Raw genomic sequence first — 15,038 nt, forward strand, 5'->3', positions numbered from 1 at the left:
GGCCGGTCGTGCCGGACGGCACAGGTGCGGGGCGCGGGGGCACCCCGTGACGTAGCGTGCCCCGAGGTCGTCGAGGCGTCGCACGCTGAACAATGCGCGGCGCACCGGAATTGTTCCCGGTGGGCCACCGGATTCTGCACCATTTCCGGGAGGGATGCACCCTGTGGCGCCCCGCCTGCCCGGTGTCGTTCGTCACGGGCGAACACGGGGTCGTCCCGACCGGACGATCGGGAACGCTCCCCGCTGGCGGGGACGCGGTCAGGAGTCCGAGTCGGCGTCCGCGTCCTCGAGGATCCCCACGAGCCGCGCGACCGCCTCGGGCGGCCCCGCGACGGTCATCTCACGGTCCGCCGGGCGGCCCCGCAGGCCCGTCACGCGGGCTCCGGCCTCGTGCGCGACGAGCGCTCCCGCGGCCATGTCCCACGGGTTGAGGCCGCGCTCGTAGTACAGGTCGAGCTCTCCCGACGCGACGAGGCACAGGTCGATCGCCGCCGAGCCGAGCCGCCGGATGTCCCGGACCTGCGGCAGCACGTCCACGAGCACGCGCGCCTGCGCCCGTCGGCGCTCCGCGTCGTACCCGAACCCGGTCCCCACGAGGCACTGCCCCAGGTCCGTCTCCGCGCTCACGTGCACGGGGCGCCCGTCGACCGTCGCACCCGCCCCCAGGCCCGCCGTCCACGTACGCCCGTCGACGACGGAGTGCACCGCACCGGCGAGGACGGTCCACTCCAGCGGGTCCGGCGGGCCGACGACCGCGGCGACCGACACCGCGTACGACGCGATCCCGTAGAGGTAGTTGACGGTGCCGTCCACGGGGTCGATCACCCACGTGATGCCCGACGTGCCGGACGAGGCGCCCTCCTCCTCGCCGAGGATCGCGTCGTCGGGCCGCGCTGCCGCGATGCCGCGGCGCAGCAGCGCCTCGGAGTCCGCGTCCATGCGCGTGACGACGTCGGTGGCCGTCGACTTGGTGGCGGCGACCTCGACCGTGTCGGGTCGACCGGAGCGGACGAGGTCGCCCGCCTCGCGCGCGAGGCGCTCGGCGAGGTCGCGGAGGTCGGCCACCGTCACGTCGTCGGGCTGCCGGGGGTCGTCGATGAAGAGGCGCACGGCTCACATCCTGCCCGACCTGCGGCGTCCGGTGCGACCCTCCCAGGGCCCGGGCGCGGACCAGCCGAGGCGGAGCGAGAGGAGCCGGAAGCCGAACACGAGCGCGAGGACGCCCGCCTGGGAGAGCGGGCCGAGCGCACCCGCCTCCGCGAGCACGGCGGTCAGTGCGGCGCCCGCGAGCGCCGGGATCGCGTAGAGCTGCTTGTCCTGGAACAGCAACGGCGCCTCGTTGGTCAGCAGGTCGCGCAGGATGCCGCCCCCGACGCCGGTGAGGACGCCGGCGAACACCGCCGCGAGGGGCCCGACGCCGTAGTCGAGCGCCTTCATCGTCCCGGACAGGACGAACAGCGCGAGGGCGCCGGCGTCGAGCACGATGATGCTGCGGCGCAGGCGCTCCAGGCGCGGGTGCCAGAAGAAGGTCACGACGCCCGCGAGCACGGCCACGGCCACGAGCCGCCAGTCCGAGATACCGACGGGCGGGATCGCGCCGATGAGCACGTCGCGCATCAGCCCGCCGCCCAGGCCCGCCACCCACGCGAGCACGAGGACGCCCACGAGGTCGAACCGCTTGCGCACGGCGGCGAGCCCGCCCGACAGCGCCGCGAAGAACACGCCACCGAGCTCGAGGGCGTCGCCGGGCACGAGGTCGAGGATCACACCCCGCATCATCCCAGCCGCGCGCCCTCCCGGCCCGTGTCCCGTGCCCGACGAGCCCGCCGCGCGTCCGCGGCACATCCGCGGCACACCGCGCGTGCTGCGCCGCTGGCGGGTGGGACGATGGCACCCTCGAGGGAGCGGTGACGCGAGCGTCGCGGTCCGCGGAGCCCGGTGGGCCGTCGTGGCGGGCCGGGGCCGGCGGCCGGAGAGGCGTCTCGGGCGCCACCGCGAGCGCCACCGGGCGCGGCGACACGGGAGGGTCCATGGACGAGCTGGAGCTGGTGAGACTGCACGAGGACGGGGAGCACCTCGTCCTGCGCGCGCCGGGCGGAGCGCAGTACACGCTGCCCATCACCGAGCCGCTGCGCGCGGCCGTGCGGCGCGACCGTCCGCACCTGGAGCACCTGCGTGCCGAGGGTGAGCGCAACCTCGCTCCCCGGGAGATCCAGGCGCGCCTGCGGGCCGGGGACTCCGTCGAGGACGTGGCCGAGGCCGCCGGCCTGGCCGTGGAGCACGTGCGCCGCTTCGCCGGGCCGGTCGTCGCGGAGCAGGAGTACGTGGTCGACAAGGTCCGCGGCTCGCGCCAGGGGCACGACGAGGACTCGCCGACGGTGGGCGAGCTCGTCGCGCAGCGACTGGCCGCGCGCGACGTCGCCCCCGACGGGGTGACGTGGAGCGCGGCGCGACGGCCCGGCGCGTCCTGGGTCGTGACGGCGGCCTTCGAGGTCGGGACGGGGAGCCGGGCCGCCCGCTGGGAGTACGACGCGGGGACGCGGGCGCTCCACGCTCTCGACGACGAGGCGCGCTGGCTGTCCGGGACGGACGCCCCGCGCGACGCGGCGCCCGGCGCCGTCGCCGTGTTCGACGTCGACGCGACGGGGCGCGGTGCGCGGGGGCCGCGTCCCGCTCCCCCTGCCGACGACGGCACCGCCGAGCTCCTCGACGACCTGAGCCAGCGCCGCGGGGTGCGTCCGCGCAAGGCACCGACGGGCCCGGTCGAGGTGGAGGGTCAGGAGCCGTTCGAGGGGTTCGGCCCCCAGGCCGGCGTCGTGCGCGACGACCCGGACGAGGCCGAGGGTGCTCCGGCCGGGGCGACCGTCGTCCACCTGCCGTCGGTCCGCACGCTCGACGCCGTGCGGCTCCCTGACCCGGAGCCCGACGACGAGCGGCCGGTCACGCAGCCGGAGCACCGCGACGGCGGTACGTCGCGGGACGAGCGGTCGTCCGCACCCGTCCCCACGGACGGGGACGAGCCGCCGCGCTCAGGTCGGCCGCAGTCCGCGCGCGAGCCCCGGAAGGGGAAGAACCGCTCGCGCGCGAAGGTCCCGAGCTGGGACGAGATCGTCTTCGGAGCTCGCCCCGAGTGAGTCTCGGGTGAGAGCGGGGGCGCGTCAGCGCGGCAGGTCGAGCGGGAAGCCGTCCTCGGCCGCCTGCTTGCGGGCGACGACCGTCGTCATCCGCCGCATGTGGTGACGGCGGCAGAGCACCTCGTACCCGATCACCCCGGAGCCCGCGCGGACGTCACCGACGACGACCTGGTCGCCCTCGACGACCATCCTCCCGTCGACGGTGCGGGCGTTGTGCGTCGCGCGCCGACCGCACCAGCACAGCGACTCCACCTGCAGCACCTCGACCCGGTCGGCGAGCTCGACGAGGCGTGCCGACCCGGGGAAGAGGCGGGTGCGGAAGTCGGCGGTGATCCCGAACGCGAAGACGTCGATCTCGGTCTCGTCGACGAGGCGTGCGAGCTGCTCCACCTGGGCCGGGGAGTAGAACTGCGCCTCGTCGCAGACCAGGTAGTCCACGGGGTCGGGCTCGGCCGTGACGAGCGCCCAGAAGTCCGTGTCGTCGCGCACCTCGCGCGCCACGACCTCGAGCCCGAGCCGGGACGAGAGCCGGTCGGACCCGGCGCGGTCGTCGCGCGAGAAGATCAGCCCGCGACGCCCGCGCGCCGCGTGGTTGTGGTCGAGCTGGAGGGCGAGGGTGGACTTGCCGCAGTCCATGGTCCCGGAGAAGAAGACGAGCTCGGCCATCGGGCGTTCCTTCGCGAGGTCGGTCGGTGCGGTCGTGGGCGGACCGCGGCGTGAGGCGGCGGGGCGGTGCGTGCGGTCAGGTGGCGGCGACGAGCAGCGGGACGCGCATCTCGCGCTCGGTGAGCGAGCCGTGCACGCCGACGAGCGCGAGCGACGCGGGCGTCTGGGTGCGCGAGTCGACGACGGTGGCCCGGCCGCGCAGCGCGACGATCACGTCGCCCGCGGCGGCGACCGCCTCCGGCCGCGGGTCGGGCCCGAGCAGGCCGCGGTCGAGCACCTCGGTGCGCTCCAGCACGAGGGCGTCGTCGCCCAGGACGTCTCGCCAGCGCGCGGCGACGGCGGCCGTCTCGCCCGGCTCCGTGTAGACGTGCACCGCGCGCGGCTCGCCGCCGACGAGCACGACGCCGCGTGCGAGCGCCGGGTCGGTGGCGACGTCGCGGCGCAGCGCAGGGTCGACGTCGACCATGCCGTGGTCCGCCGTGACGAGCACGAGCGTGCCCTTCGGGACGGACCGGGCGAGCCGGGCGAGCTCGCGGTCGAGCGCCTCGAGCTCGTCGCCCCACTGCCAGGACGTGCTGCCGTGGTGGTGCCCGGCCTTGTCGACCTCGCCCCAGTACAGGTAGACGAGACCCGGCCGGGACAGCGCGCGGACGGCGGCGTCGACGCGCGCGCCGAGGCCCTCGGCGGCGGCGTACGACGCGCCCCGCAGGGCGGCGACCGTCATCCCGGACCCGGCGAACCGCGCCGGTCCCGTCGAGGTCACCGCGGCACCCGCGGCGGCGACCCGCTCGAGCACCGGGGTCTCTCGCTGGAGCTCGGCGGGCGGCGGCGCACCCTCCCACGACACCATGTTCGCGAGGCCGCCCGTCGCCGGGTTGCGCTGCGTGTACCCGAGCATGCCGGTGCGTCCGGGGGCGGTGCCGGTGCCGAACGCGCCGATCGCGGCGGCCGTGGTGCTCGGGAAGGTCGAGGTGAGCGCCCGCGCGTCGGGCAGGAGCGAGCGCAGGAACGGCGCGTGCCCGGCCCGTTCGGCGAGGTTGACGTGCCCCAGCCCGTCGACGAGGACGACGCAGACGCGCTCGGCGTGCGGCAGGTCGAGGGCGGCGCGCGCCGCCTCGCTCCCGACACCCGTGGCGGTCGTGAACCGGACGCCCAGCGCGCCCGCGGCCCCGGGGAGCACGGCGGCGAGGCCGCCGAGCCCGAGGTCGGGTGCGAGGAGGCCCGCCGGGAGCGCCGGGGTGACGGGGGCCGCGTCCGTGCGTGCCTCGCTCACCGGGCGCTGTGCCTCGCGGTGGCGCGCGACAGGGTGCGCGCGAAGTCGACCGCGGCCCGGACGGCGTCGCGGCCCTCAGCCTCGGCGCTCACCCGCACGACGACGTCGTCCGGCGTGATCTGGCCCGTGAGCCCGTGGTCGGCGTCGCAGCTCGGGTCCGCGCACCCCGCGGGCTCGAGGTCGACGCGCGAGACCGCGCCCCAGCCGAGGGCGAGCGTCACCTCGAGCGGCGCCGTGCCCGCGCGGTGCTCGTGCGGCTCGGCGACGACGTGCGTGAGGGAGACGGAGCGGACCTCGCTCAGCGGCACCGCCTCGGTCGTGGCGGCGGCGGACGCCGACGGGTTCTCGCTGTCGGCGGGGTGGTCGTCGACGTGCGCCGTGACGAGCCGCGTGGGCGTGAGGACGAGCACGGTGAGGTGCCGGCGCACCTCGGACGCGTCGAACGTCGTCTCCGGGAGCACGAGGTGCGAGACGATCTCCTCCCCCGCGACCGCGAGGTCGAGGACGTCCGCGACGAGCTCCGGGTAGTAGCCGGCGCGGTGGAGCTGGGTCGTCAGGTCGGTCCAGGCGTTCGAGGTTGCTGAGGGCACCCGCGCATTCTCCCATCCGGCGAGCGGCCGGGGCCACCCGCCGCCCTCCACCCGTGCACGCAGGACCGCCGTCAGCCGGGCAGCGCGCGGCGCAGGGCGTCGGCGCGCTGGGCGTCGGCCAGCGTGACGCGCGCGCTGAGCACGGCGGCCTCGTGCTCGGAGACGACGACGGGGTACAGCTCGAGGTTGCGCACCTCGGGCAGGTCGTCGGCGAGCACGGACACGCGCGCCAGCACGTCCTCGAGCGCGGCGGTCGCGACGACCTGCGTGCCCATGTAGCCGAACAGCCGCGGCGCGGCGCGCACGGAGCGCACCATGGCGGCGACGTCGACGTCCGTCAGGGGCGGCACGCCGTACGCGACGTCGCCGAGGAGGTCGACCGCGTCGCCCGCGAGGCCGAACGACACGACGGGGCCGAAGAGCTGGTCCTCGGTCGAGCGGACGACGCACGCGACGCCCGCGTCCGCCATCGCCTGCACCTCGAACGGCTCGTCGGCGGCACCCGGGAGCACCGCGGCGAGCGCCTCGCGCATCTGCGCGACGTCCGTCCGCAGCTCGGTCTCGTCCGCGATGTCGAGGCGCACCCCGCCGAGGTCGGCGCGGTGCCGCAGCCCGGCCGCCGTGCTCTTGAGCGCCACGGGCCACCCGACCTCGCGCGCGGCCTCGACGGCCTCGTCGGCGGTGCGGACCCGCCGCGCGGGCCACACCCGCACGCCGTAGCACCCGAGCAGCTCGGCCGTCGTCGCCGGGTCGAGGTCGACGGCGTCCCGGCCCGCCAGGGCACCCTCGACGAGCGCGCGGGCGCGCACGGCGTCGAGGCCGGCGGGGCGCACGGGCGTCCCGTGGTCGGCCTCGCGCCAGCGGGCGTACCGGACCACGGCGCCGAGCGCGGCGACGGCGTCCTCGGGCGTCGAGTAGGCGGGGACCCGCACCAGGGCGTCGGACGCTCCGCCGTCGAGCGGGCCCGGGGCCGGTGCCGAGAGCTCGTCGGTGAGGCCGTGGAGCCCCAGCATGCTCGCGACGGTCGTGCGGCCCGTCCGCGCGGCCGCGAGCGCCACGGCGCGGGACACGTCCGCGCGCCGGGGGCCGACCACGGGTACCTGGACCACCACGACGACGTCGCACGCGTCGGGCGCGTAGAGCGCGTCGACCGTGGCGGCGAGCTCGTGCGCGGACGCGTCCTCGGGAAGGAAGTCCGACCGCGCCACGACGAGGCCCGCCGACGACGACGCCTCCGCGACGAGCGCGGCGAGCGACGCCGAGCTGGCGAGGATGCCGACGCGGCGCCCGCCCGGGAGCGGCTGGAGGGCGAGGAGCTGGGCGATGTCGATCATGTGGTGCGTGTTCTCGGCCCGGATCACGCCCGACTGGCGCAGCATCTCCTCGAGCGTCCGGCGGGGCGCGCGCGTCGAGCGGACGGCGTGGCCCGGCGGCACGACCTGGCCCGAGCGCCCGGCGGTGACGACCACGACGGGCTTGACCGACGCGAGGCGGCGCGCGATGCGCGAGAACTTGCGCGGGTTGCCGATCGACTCGAGGTACAGGCAGACCACTTGCGTCGCGGCGTCGTCCTGCCAGTACTGCATGAGGTCGTTGCCGGACACGTCGGCCCGGTGCCCCGCGGACAGGTACGACGACACGCCCAGCCCGCGCCGCGCCGTCGTGGCGAGCAGCGTCACCGCCATGGGGGCCGACTGGCTGAACAGGCCCACGACGCCGGGCAGCGGCAGGTCTTCGGCGAGCGTCGCCGCGAGCGCGGGTCGCTCGCGGGCCTCGCCCGTGCGCAGCAGGCCGTAGCTCGCGGGACCGACGACGCGCAGTCCCGCCGTGTGCGCGACGCGCAGGAGCTCGCGCTGGAGCGCGAGCCCCTCCGGTCCGGTCTCGGCGAACCCCGCGGAGAGCACGACGACGCCGCGCACCTCGAGGCGCGCGAGCTGGCGGACCGCGTCGATCGCGTCCGGGGGCGGCAGCGCGACGACCGCGAGGTCCACGGGGCCGGGGACGTCGGCGAGGGTCGCGTGCGTGCGGGGTGCCGCCCCGCCGTCGGGCACGTCCGCGCCGGCTTCCACCACGTGGACGGTCACGTCGGGGCTGCGCACGAGCGCGGCCAGGGCGCGGTGCGCGAGGACGCGATCGAGGGGGGCGCCGTCAAGGTCCGGCCCGTCGCCCGGCGGCACGCCGGGTCCCACGAGCACGACGCTCGTGGCGCCGAGCAGACCCTGCATGCTCCGCGCCTCCGCGCGGTGCTCGCGGTCGGCCATGACGGCTCGCGACCGTTCCGTGGGGTCGAGGTCGACGCTCACCTGGACGAACCCGTCGTCCATCTGCTGGCGGACGTCGTACCCGGCCTCGCGGAAGACGGCGAGCATCTTGCCGTTCTGCGGCAGCACCTCGGCGGTGAACCGCCGTACGCCGCGCTCGCGCGCCGCCGCGGCGACGTGCTCGAGCAGCACGGAGCCCAGCCCCCGGCCCTGCGCCGAGTCGGCGATGTTGAAGGCGACCTCGGCCTCGCTCGTGCCCGTGCGGTCGAAGCGCGCGACGCCGATGATGTCCTCGCCGCCGCCCTCCGTCGTCCCCGCCACCGCCTCGTGCGGCTCCGCGCCGTCGCGCGGGCGGACCGCGACGAGCGCGACGCGGTCGACGTGGTCCACGCGCGTGAACCGTTCGAGGTCGCGCTCCGAGAGCCGTTCCATGGGGGCGAAGAACCGCAGGTAGGTCGAGCGCTCGGACTGCCCGACGTGGAAGCGCTGCAGCGCGTCGGCGTCCTCGGGGCGGATGGGGCGCACGTGGGTCGTCGTCCCGTCGCGCAGGACGACGTCCGCCTCCCACTCCACCGGGTACCGGTCCAGGCCCTGCCCGGCTGTGCCGCCGTCGCTCACGCCCCCAGGCTATGCGGTCCGGATCGCGGTGCGCCTGCGCCACCCCGGCCCGACCTGGGAGGACAATGGTCACTCGACAGACCTCCGCGTGCCGTGACGTGTCGGAGGGTTGGCGTACCCTCGCGTGCGGCACGCCACCGCGGCACGCCACCGCCGGCCCTCCCCCGGCACCCGCACCGGACCAGACCCCGCGCCCTCGTGGCGCACCGAACGGCAGGAGCCCGCAGGCCCATGGCGCGCAAGTCCTCGACCCCCTCGCTCGACCCGGCCGAGGTGAACGAGAAGATCGTCGACGTCGACGTCCAGGCGGAGATGGAGACGTCGTTCCTCGAGTACGCCTACTCCGTCATCTACTCCCGCGCCCTGCCCGACGCGCGCGACGGCCTCAAGCCCGTGCAGCGCCGCATCCTCTACATGATGGCCGACATGGGCCTGCGCCCGGACCGCGCGCACGTGAAGTCGGCGCGCGTCGTCGGCGAGGTCATGGGCAAGCTGCACCCGCACGGCGACGCGGCGATCTACGACGCGCTCGTGCGCCTGTCGCAGGACTTCTCGCTGCGGCTCCCGCTCGTCGACGGCCACGGCAACTTCGGCACGCTCGACGACGGCCCGGCCGCCTCGCGGTACACCGAGGCGCGCCTGGCGCCCCCGTCGCTCGCGATGACGGCCGGGCTCGACGAGGACGTCGTCGACTTCGTGCCGAACTACGACAACAAGCTCCAGCAGCCGGAGGTGCTGCCGGCGGCGATCCCCAACCTGCTCGTCAACGGGGCGTCGGGCATCGCGGTCGGCATGGCGACCAACATGGCGCCGCACAACCTCGTCGAGGTCGTCGCCGCGGCACGCCACCTCGTCAAGCACCCGGACGCCGACCTCGACGCGCTCATGCGCTTCGTCCCCGGCCCCGACCTGCCGACGGGCGGCAAGATCGTCGGGCTCGCCGGCGTGCGCGACGCCTACCGCACCGGGCGCGGCACGTTCCGCACGCGCGCGACCGCCCGCGTCGAGAACCTCACGCCCCGCCGCAAGGGCATCGTCATCACGGAGCTGCCCTACCTCGTCGGGCCGGAGAAGGTGATCGAGAAGATCGCCGAGGGCGTCAAGACGAAGAAGATCCAGGGCATCACCGCCGCGACCGACCTCACGGACCGCGAGCACGGGCTGCGGATCGTCGTCGAGGTGAAGACGGGCTTCAACCCCGAGGCCGTGCTGGAGCAGCTCTACAAGTTCACGCCGCTCGAGGACTCGTTCGGCATGAACAACGTGGCGCTCGTCGACGGGCAGCCGCGCACGCTCGGCCTGCGCGAGATGCTCACGGTGTGGGTGGACCACCGCATCGACGTGGTCCGTCGCCGCTCCGCCTACCGGCTGCGCAAGCGGTCCGAGCGGCTGCACCTCGTGGACGGCCTGCTCGTCGCCATCGTCGACATCGACGAGGTGATCCAGGTGATCCGGTCGTCGGACGACACCGCGACCGCCCGCGGTCGCCTGCAGACGGTGTTCGACCTGTCCGAGCCGCAGGCGGAGTACATCCTCGAGCTGCAGCTGCGCCGCCTCACCAAGTTCTCCCGCATCGAGCTCGAGAAGGAGCAGGAGACCCTGCGCCGCGAGATCGAGGCGCTGCAGGAGATCCTCGGCAGCGACGCGAAGCTGCGGTCGGTGGTGTCGGCCGAGATGGCCGACGTCGCCAAGACGTACGGGACGCCGCGCCGCACGATCCTCCTGGAGTCGGCAGGCGCCGCACCGACCACGACCGCGGCGGTGCCGCTCGAGGTCGCGGACACGCCCTGCTGGGCGCTGTTCTCCGCGACGGGGCTGCTCGCGCGGACGAGCGACGAGACCGAGCCCGCACGCGGTGGGCCGCGCGCGGCCCACGACGTGCTGCGTGCCGTCGTGCGCACGACGGCGCGGGGCGAGGTCGGCCTCGTCACGAGCCGGGGGCGCATGGTCCGCGTGTCCGTGCTCGACCTGCCCGCGCTGCCGCCGACCGACGGCGCGCCGAGCCTGTCCGGCGGCGTACCGCTCAGCGAGGTCGTCGCGCTCGAGCCCGGCGAGGAGGCCGTGACGATCGCGTCGCTCGACGCCGGCGCTCCCCCGCTCGCGCTCGGCACCGCGCAGGGCGTCGTCAAGCGCGTCACCCCGGGCGACGTGCCGAACAACCGCGACGACTGGGAGGTCATCGGCCTCAAGGACGGCGACACGGTCGTCGGCGCGGCGCCCGCGACCGACGCGGACGAGGTCGTGTTCGTCAGCTCCGACGCGTCGCTGCTGCACTTCGACGCGTCGGCGGTGCGACCCCAGGGTCGCGCGGCCGGCGGCATGGCCGGGATCCGGCTCGCGGACGGCCACCGCGTCGCGTTCTTCGGCGTCGTGCCGGCCGACGTGCGCGACCTCGGGGTCGTCGTCACCGTCGCCGGGTCGTCGGGCGCCCTCGCGGGCACCCAGACCGGGGCCGGCAAGGTCACGCCGTACGAGCTCTACCCCGGCAAGGGCCGCGGCACCGGCGGCGTCCGGGCGCAGCGGTTCCTCAAGGGCGAGGACGCGCTCATCCTCGCGTGGGTCGGGCAGGGCCCTGCCCGTGCCACGGGCTCCGGTGGCCAGGCCGTCGACCTGCCCGAGGTCGACCAGCGCCGCGACGGGTCGGGCACGCCGCTCGCCTCGCCCATCACGGCGGTGGGCTGAATCCCGCGGTGGGCACCCCAGCGACACGATCGGGCCACCCCTACCCCGGTCTCGGCCTCTCGGCCGCGGTGGAGTCCACTACCCGCCGGACGGCGGAGCGAACGCCGCGGTGGTGCTCGCGGCAGACCCGACCTTCCGGGACGTCCTGGACGAGCGGACGGTCTGGGTCCCGACCGTCGAGCCCTACGTGCCCGGACGGTTCTTCGAGCGCGAGCTCCCGCCGCTGCTCGCGGTGCTCACGCAGGTACCCGCTCTCGACCTGCTGATCATCGACGGCTACGTGACGCTCGACCCGGACGGGACACCGGGTCTGGGCGCGCACGTGGTGCGGTCGAGCACCGTTCCGACGGTCGTCGGTGTCGCCAAGACGCCGTTCCGGTCCGCGACGCACGCCGCCGAGGTCCTGCGGGGTACGAGTGCCCGTCCTCTGCACGTCACGGCGGCAGGGATCGACCTGGGCTCCGCGGCACGACTGGTCACGGACCTCCCCGGCGGCGGGCGCATCCCAGACCCGCTGCGGCGCGTCGACCGGATCGCGCGCTCCGTCCCCGATAGCCCGCTGCGTCTCGCCGAGCGTGTCGGCCGTGGAGATCCGGCGACGTCGCGCTGAGCCCGTCCGGCGTCCAGGCGCTGACCGAGGCTCCCGCTCACGGATCCTCGCCACCGCCTGCGAACCAGGTACTGCCAGAACCCTGTTGGAGCGGGACTCCCAGGAGGCCACGCACCAGGTGTCGAATGGTGATCGCACCTGATCCCCACCGGCAACGGAGAGCTCCTTGAAGGCCACCGTCATCTACGGCGCGGGCGACGTCCGCGTCGAGACCCGTCCCGACCCGACCATCGTCGAGCCGACCGACGCGATCGTGCGCACGGTGCGCGCGTGCGTCTGCGGCTCCGACCTGCACCCGTACCGCTCCATGGCGCACACCGAACAGGGCGTCCCGATCGGCCACGAGCTGCTGGGCGTCGTGGAGGAGACCGGGTCGGCCGTCACGACCGTCCGCCCGGGCGACCTCGTCATCGCGCCGTTCGCGTGGTCGGACAACACGTGCCCCGTGTGCCGCGACGGTTTCCAGACCGCGTGCCCGCACGGCGGCTTCTACGGCAACCCCGGCGACGTGGGCGGTCAGCAGGCCGAGCTCGCGCGCATCCCGCTCGCCGACGGCAGTCTCGTCGCCGTGCCGGACGTCGACGAGACGAGCCCGCTCCTGCCGTCGCTGCTCACCCTCTCGGACGTCTACCTCACCGGCTACCACGCCGCGCACATGGCGCGCGTGTCCGCGCGGACGACCGTCACCGTGATCGGCGACGGCGCGGTCGGGCTGTCCGCCGTGCTCGCCGCACGGCAGATGGGCGCCGAGCGCATCATCCTCATGGGCCGCCACACGTCGCGGACCGACCTGGGGCGCGAGTGGGGCGCGACCGACGTCGTCGCCGAGCGGGGCGCCGAGGGGATCCAGCGGGTCCTCGACGTCACGGACGGCCTGGGCAGCCACGTCGTGCTGGAGGCCGTCGGGCACATGCCCGCCTACGAGCAGTCCTACGGCGTCGTCCGCGCGGGCGGCGTCATCAGCCGCGTCGGCGTGCCGCAGTACGAGGACGCGCCGGTCGGCTTCGGCTCGCTGTTCGGCCGCAACATCACCCTCACCGGCGGGCCCGCGCCCGTCCGCGCGTACCTCGAGGACGCGATCCCGCAGGTGCTCCGCGGCGAGATCGACCCCGGCCGGGTGTTCGACAAGACCGTCGCGATCGACGACATCGCCGAGGGCTACGCCGCGATGGACCGCCGCGAGTCGCTCAAGACGATCGTCGCGTTCTGAGCCGCACCCTGACAGGAGGAGAGGCATGAGCACCGAGAGGCAGCCGACGACGCCGACCGTGAAGGGACCCGCCGCCTGGTTCACCGGCGACGTCTGGTTCAACGCCTACTACGCGGGCACGGAGCCGTCCCGGTCGCGCCTGAACCTCGTGCGCTTCGCCCCCGGGGCGCACACCGCGTGGCACCGGCACGCCGTCGGGCAGACCCTGCACGTCACCGAGGGGTTCGGCTACGTGCAGTCGCGGGGCGAGGAGGTCGTCGAGCTCCGGCCGGGCGACACCGTCTACACGCCTCCGGGCGAGTGGCACTGGCACGGCGCGAGGGGCGACAGCTTCCTGTGCCACCTCGCGCTGTGGGAGGCGCCCGCACCGGGCGCCGACGAGCCGGAGACGACGTGGGGCGACCTCCTCACGCCCGAGGCGTACCCGGGCTGACGTGACCGCGCGGGCGGGGCGCGAGACCCTCCCGCCCGCGCGGCCCGCCGTCGTCCCGACGTAACGTGAAAGACGTGGAGGCCATGGACAACCGTTCCGAGGTGCGCGAGTTCCTCATGAGCCGCCGAGCCCGGGTGACGCCCGAGCAGGCCGGCATCGAGACGTTCGGCGGCCGCCGACGGGTCGAGGGCCTGCGGCGCGACGAGGTCGCCCGGCTCGCGGGCGTGAGCGTGGACTACTACACGCGGCTCGAGCGCGGGAACCTGCGGGGCGTGTCCGACGTCGTGCTCGAGTCCGTCGCGCGCGCCCTGCTGCTCGACGCCGCCGAGCGCGAGCACCTGCTCGACCTCGCGCGCACCGCGAACCCCGTCGGCGCCCGCCCGCAGCGCGGCCACGGCGACACGCCGGTGCGCCCCGAGCTGCAGTACCTGCTCGACGCGATCACCACGGCGCCCGCGTTCATCCAGAACAACCGCATGGACCTCGTCGCCGCGAACGCGCTCGGGTACGCGATGTACGCGCCGATGGTCGCGGGCTCCGCGGGCCCGGCCAACTTCTCGCGGCACATCTTCCTCGACCCCGCGTCGCACGACTTCTACCCCGACTGGGACCGCGCGGCCTGGACGAACGTCACGATCCTGCGTCGCGAGGCCGGCCGCAGCCCGCACGACCGGCGCCTCCAGGCGCTCGTAGGCGAGCTGTCGACGCGCAGCGAGCGGTTCCGCGAGCTGTGGGCGTCCCACGACGTGCGGCGGCACTACGCCGGGCAGAAGACGTTCCGCCACCCCGTCGTCGGGGACCTCGAGCTGCACTACCAGACGCTCGAGCTCCACGGCGACCCCGGGCTCGGCATGACCGTGTACACCGCGACGCCGGGCTCCCCGACCGAGGAGTCGCTGCGCCTGCTCGCGTCGTGGGCGGCCACCGAGGCCGCGGCCGCCGCGCCGTCCCGCACCGACTGAGAGGAACCCATGGACCTGGACGACCTGCTGGCCGAGCTCGACGCCGGTCGGACGATCCTCGGCGGATCGCCGCTGCACACCGTCATGCACCGCACGAGCCAGGAGGCGCTGCGCATCGCCGGCGAGCTCAACGGCGCCTACCGCTCGCCCGAGCGCGTCCGCGAGCTGCTCGCAGAGCTGACGGGCAGGCCCGTGCACGAGTCCGTGAACCTCTTCCCGCCCTTCACGGCCGACTTCGGCAAGAACCTCACCCTCGGCCGGGACGTCTTCATCAACTCCGGCTGCCGGTTCCAGGACCAGGGCGGCATCGTCGTCGGGGACGGCTGCCTCATCGGTCACAACGCCGTCCTCACGACGCTCAACCACGACCTCGACCCCGCCCGACGCGCCGACCTGCACCCCGCGCGCGTCGTCCTCGGCCGCAACGTGTGGCTCGGCGCGAACGTGACCGTCCTCCCCGGTGTGACGATCGGGGACGACGCCGTGGTCGGGGCCGGCTCCGTCGTCACCCGGGACGTCCCCGCACGCACCGTCGTCGTCGGCACGCCCGCGCGCGTCGTCCGCTCGCTCGACGCCTGAGCCACGGCTCGGCTCGGAAG

General features: G+C 75.2%; 13 protein-coding genes. 7 read left to right on the forward strand and 6 right to left on the reverse strand.

All coding sequences use genetic code 11. From position 1 onward, the window contains the following. Positions 1–258: 258 nt before the first annotated feature. Both FIC82_RS12855 and FIC82_RS12860 read right to left on the reverse strand, forming a co-directional pair. A complete protein-coding gene (locus FIC82_RS12855; protein WP_253691119.1) occupies positions 259–1,110 on the reverse strand; it encodes an inositol monophosphatase family protein in 852 nt (283 codons plus the stop codon). A 3-nt stretch (positions 1,111–1,113) separates the two neighbouring features. Then, entirely contained in the window at positions 1,114–1,767 is a 654-nt protein-coding gene (locus FIC82_RS12860) for a trimeric intracellular cation channel family protein (RefSeq protein ID WP_253691121.1), read from the reverse strand. A gap of 263 nt (positions 1,768–2,030) precedes the next feature. On the opposite strand from FIC82_RS12860, the gene sepH reads away from it, so the two are divergent. Then, entirely contained in the window at positions 2,031–3,134 is a 1,104-nt protein-coding gene (gene sepH, locus FIC82_RS12865; RefSeq protein ID WP_154798812.1) for a septation protein SepH, read from the forward strand. 24 nt (positions 3,135–3,158) lie between these two features. On the opposite strand, the gene FIC82_RS12870 is transcribed toward sepH, so the two are convergent. The 4 genes from FIC82_RS12870 to FIC82_RS12885 all read right to left on the reverse strand — a co-directional run bounded on the left by FIC82_RS12870 (position 3,159) and on the right by FIC82_RS12885 (position 8,542). Continuing rightward, positions 3,159–3,800, reverse strand: coding sequence for a thymidine kinase (locus tag FIC82_RS12870; protein ID WP_154798813.1), 642 nt, complete (start codon positions 3,798–3,800; stop codon positions 3,159–3,161). A gap of 76 nt (positions 3,801–3,876) precedes the next feature. After that, complete coding sequence (locus FIC82_RS12875) at positions 3,877–5,073, reverse strand: alkaline phosphatase family protein (protein ID WP_168731826.1); 1,197 nt, start codon at positions 5,071–5,073, stop codon at positions 3,877–3,879. Continuing rightward, entirely contained in the window at positions 5,070–5,663 is a 594-nt protein-coding gene (locus FIC82_RS12880; RefSeq protein WP_168731827.1) for a DUF5998 family protein, read from the reverse strand. Before FIC82_RS12880 ends, FIC82_RS12875 begins: the two co-directional genes overlap by 4 nt. A gap of 71 nt (positions 5,664–5,734) precedes the next feature. After that, positions 5,735–8,542 (reverse strand): bifunctional acetate--CoA ligase family protein/GNAT family N-acetyltransferase, encoded by a 2,808-nt coding sequence (locus tag FIC82_RS12885; protein ID WP_168731828.1) that lies wholly within the window; start codon positions 8,540–8,542, stop codon positions 5,735–5,737. A gap of 231 nt (positions 8,543–8,773) precedes the next feature. Here FIC82_RS12885 and FIC82_RS12890 point away from each other — a divergent pair, with 231 nt between their 5' ends. The 6 genes from FIC82_RS12890 to FIC82_RS12915 all read left to right on the forward strand — a co-directional run bounded on the left by FIC82_RS12890 (position 8,774) and on the right by FIC82_RS12915 (position 15,018). Further along, positions 8,774–11,224 carry a DNA gyrase/topoisomerase IV subunit A gene (locus tag FIC82_RS12890; protein ID WP_154798814.1) on the forward strand — a complete coding sequence of 817 codons (2,451 nt, stop codon included), beginning with the start codon at positions 8,774–8,776 and terminating at the stop codon, positions 11,222–11,224. Positions 11,225–11,336: 112 nt separating this feature from the next. Next, positions 11,337–11,834, forward strand: a complete 498-nt coding sequence (locus tag FIC82_RS12895) for an endonuclease V (RefSeq protein ID WP_253691123.1) — start codon at positions 11,337–11,339, stop codon at positions 11,832–11,834. Positions 11,835–12,000: 166 nt separating this feature from the next. Then, positions 12,001–13,044: a zinc-binding dehydrogenase gene (locus FIC82_RS12900; RefSeq protein WP_154798816.1), complete on the forward strand. Its 1,044-nt coding sequence runs from the start codon at positions 12,001–12,003 to the stop codon at positions 13,042–13,044. Positions 13,045–13,069: 25 nt separating this feature from the next. Then, a complete protein-coding gene (locus FIC82_RS12905) occupies positions 13,070–13,477 on the forward strand; it encodes a (R)-mandelonitrile lyase (RefSeq protein WP_154798817.1) in 408 nt (135 codons plus the stop codon). An 83-nt stretch (positions 13,478–13,560) separates the two neighbouring features. After that, the gene (locus FIC82_RS12910; RefSeq protein WP_154798818.1) at positions 13,561–14,439 is read left to right on the forward strand and encodes a helix-turn-helix transcriptional regulator; all 879 of its coding nucleotides are present in this window, start codon (positions 13,561–13,563) and stop codon (positions 14,437–14,439) included. 9 nt (positions 14,440–14,448) lie between these two features. Continuing rightward, the gene (locus tag FIC82_RS12915) at positions 14,449–15,018 is read left to right on the forward strand and encodes a DapH/DapD/GlmU-related protein (protein ID WP_154798819.1); all 570 of its coding nucleotides are present in this window, start codon (positions 14,449–14,451) and stop codon (positions 15,016–15,018) included. The last annotated feature ends 20 nt before the right edge of the window (positions 15,019–15,038 follow it).

This window comes from Cellulosimicrobium protaetiae (assembly GCF_009708005.2).
In the GTDB taxonomy this organism is placed as follows: domain Bacteria; phylum Actinomycetota; class Actinomycetes; order Actinomycetales; family Cellulomonadaceae; genus Cellulosimicrobium; species Cellulosimicrobium protaetiae.

What these genes read in the sequence shown, in the direction of transcription:
- FIC82_RS12910 (WP_154798818.1), top strand. Translation starts at nt 13,561, where the DNA reads ATGGACAACCGTTCCGAGGTGCGCGAGTTCCTCATGAGCCGCCGAGCC.
- FIC82_RS12915 (WP_154798819.1), top strand. Translation starts at nt 14,449, where the DNA reads ATGGACCTGGACGACCTGCTGGCCGAGCTCGACGCCGGTCGGACGATC.
- FIC82_RS12870 (WP_154798813.1), bottom strand. Translation starts at nt 3,800, where the DNA reads ATGGCCGAGCTCGTCTTCTTCTCCGGGACCATGGACTGCGGCAAGTCC.
- FIC82_RS12905 (WP_154798817.1), top strand. Translation starts at nt 13,070, where the DNA reads ATGAGCACCGAGAGGCAGCCGACGACGCCGACCGTGAAGGGACCCGCC.
- FIC82_RS12890 (WP_154798814.1), top strand. Translation starts at nt 8,774, where the DNA reads ATGGCGCGCAAGTCCTCGACCCCCTCGCTCGACCCGGCCGAGGTGAAC.
- sepH (WP_154798812.1), top strand. Translation starts at nt 2,031, where the DNA reads ATGGACGAGCTGGAGCTGGTGAGACTGCACGAGGACGGGGAGCACCTC.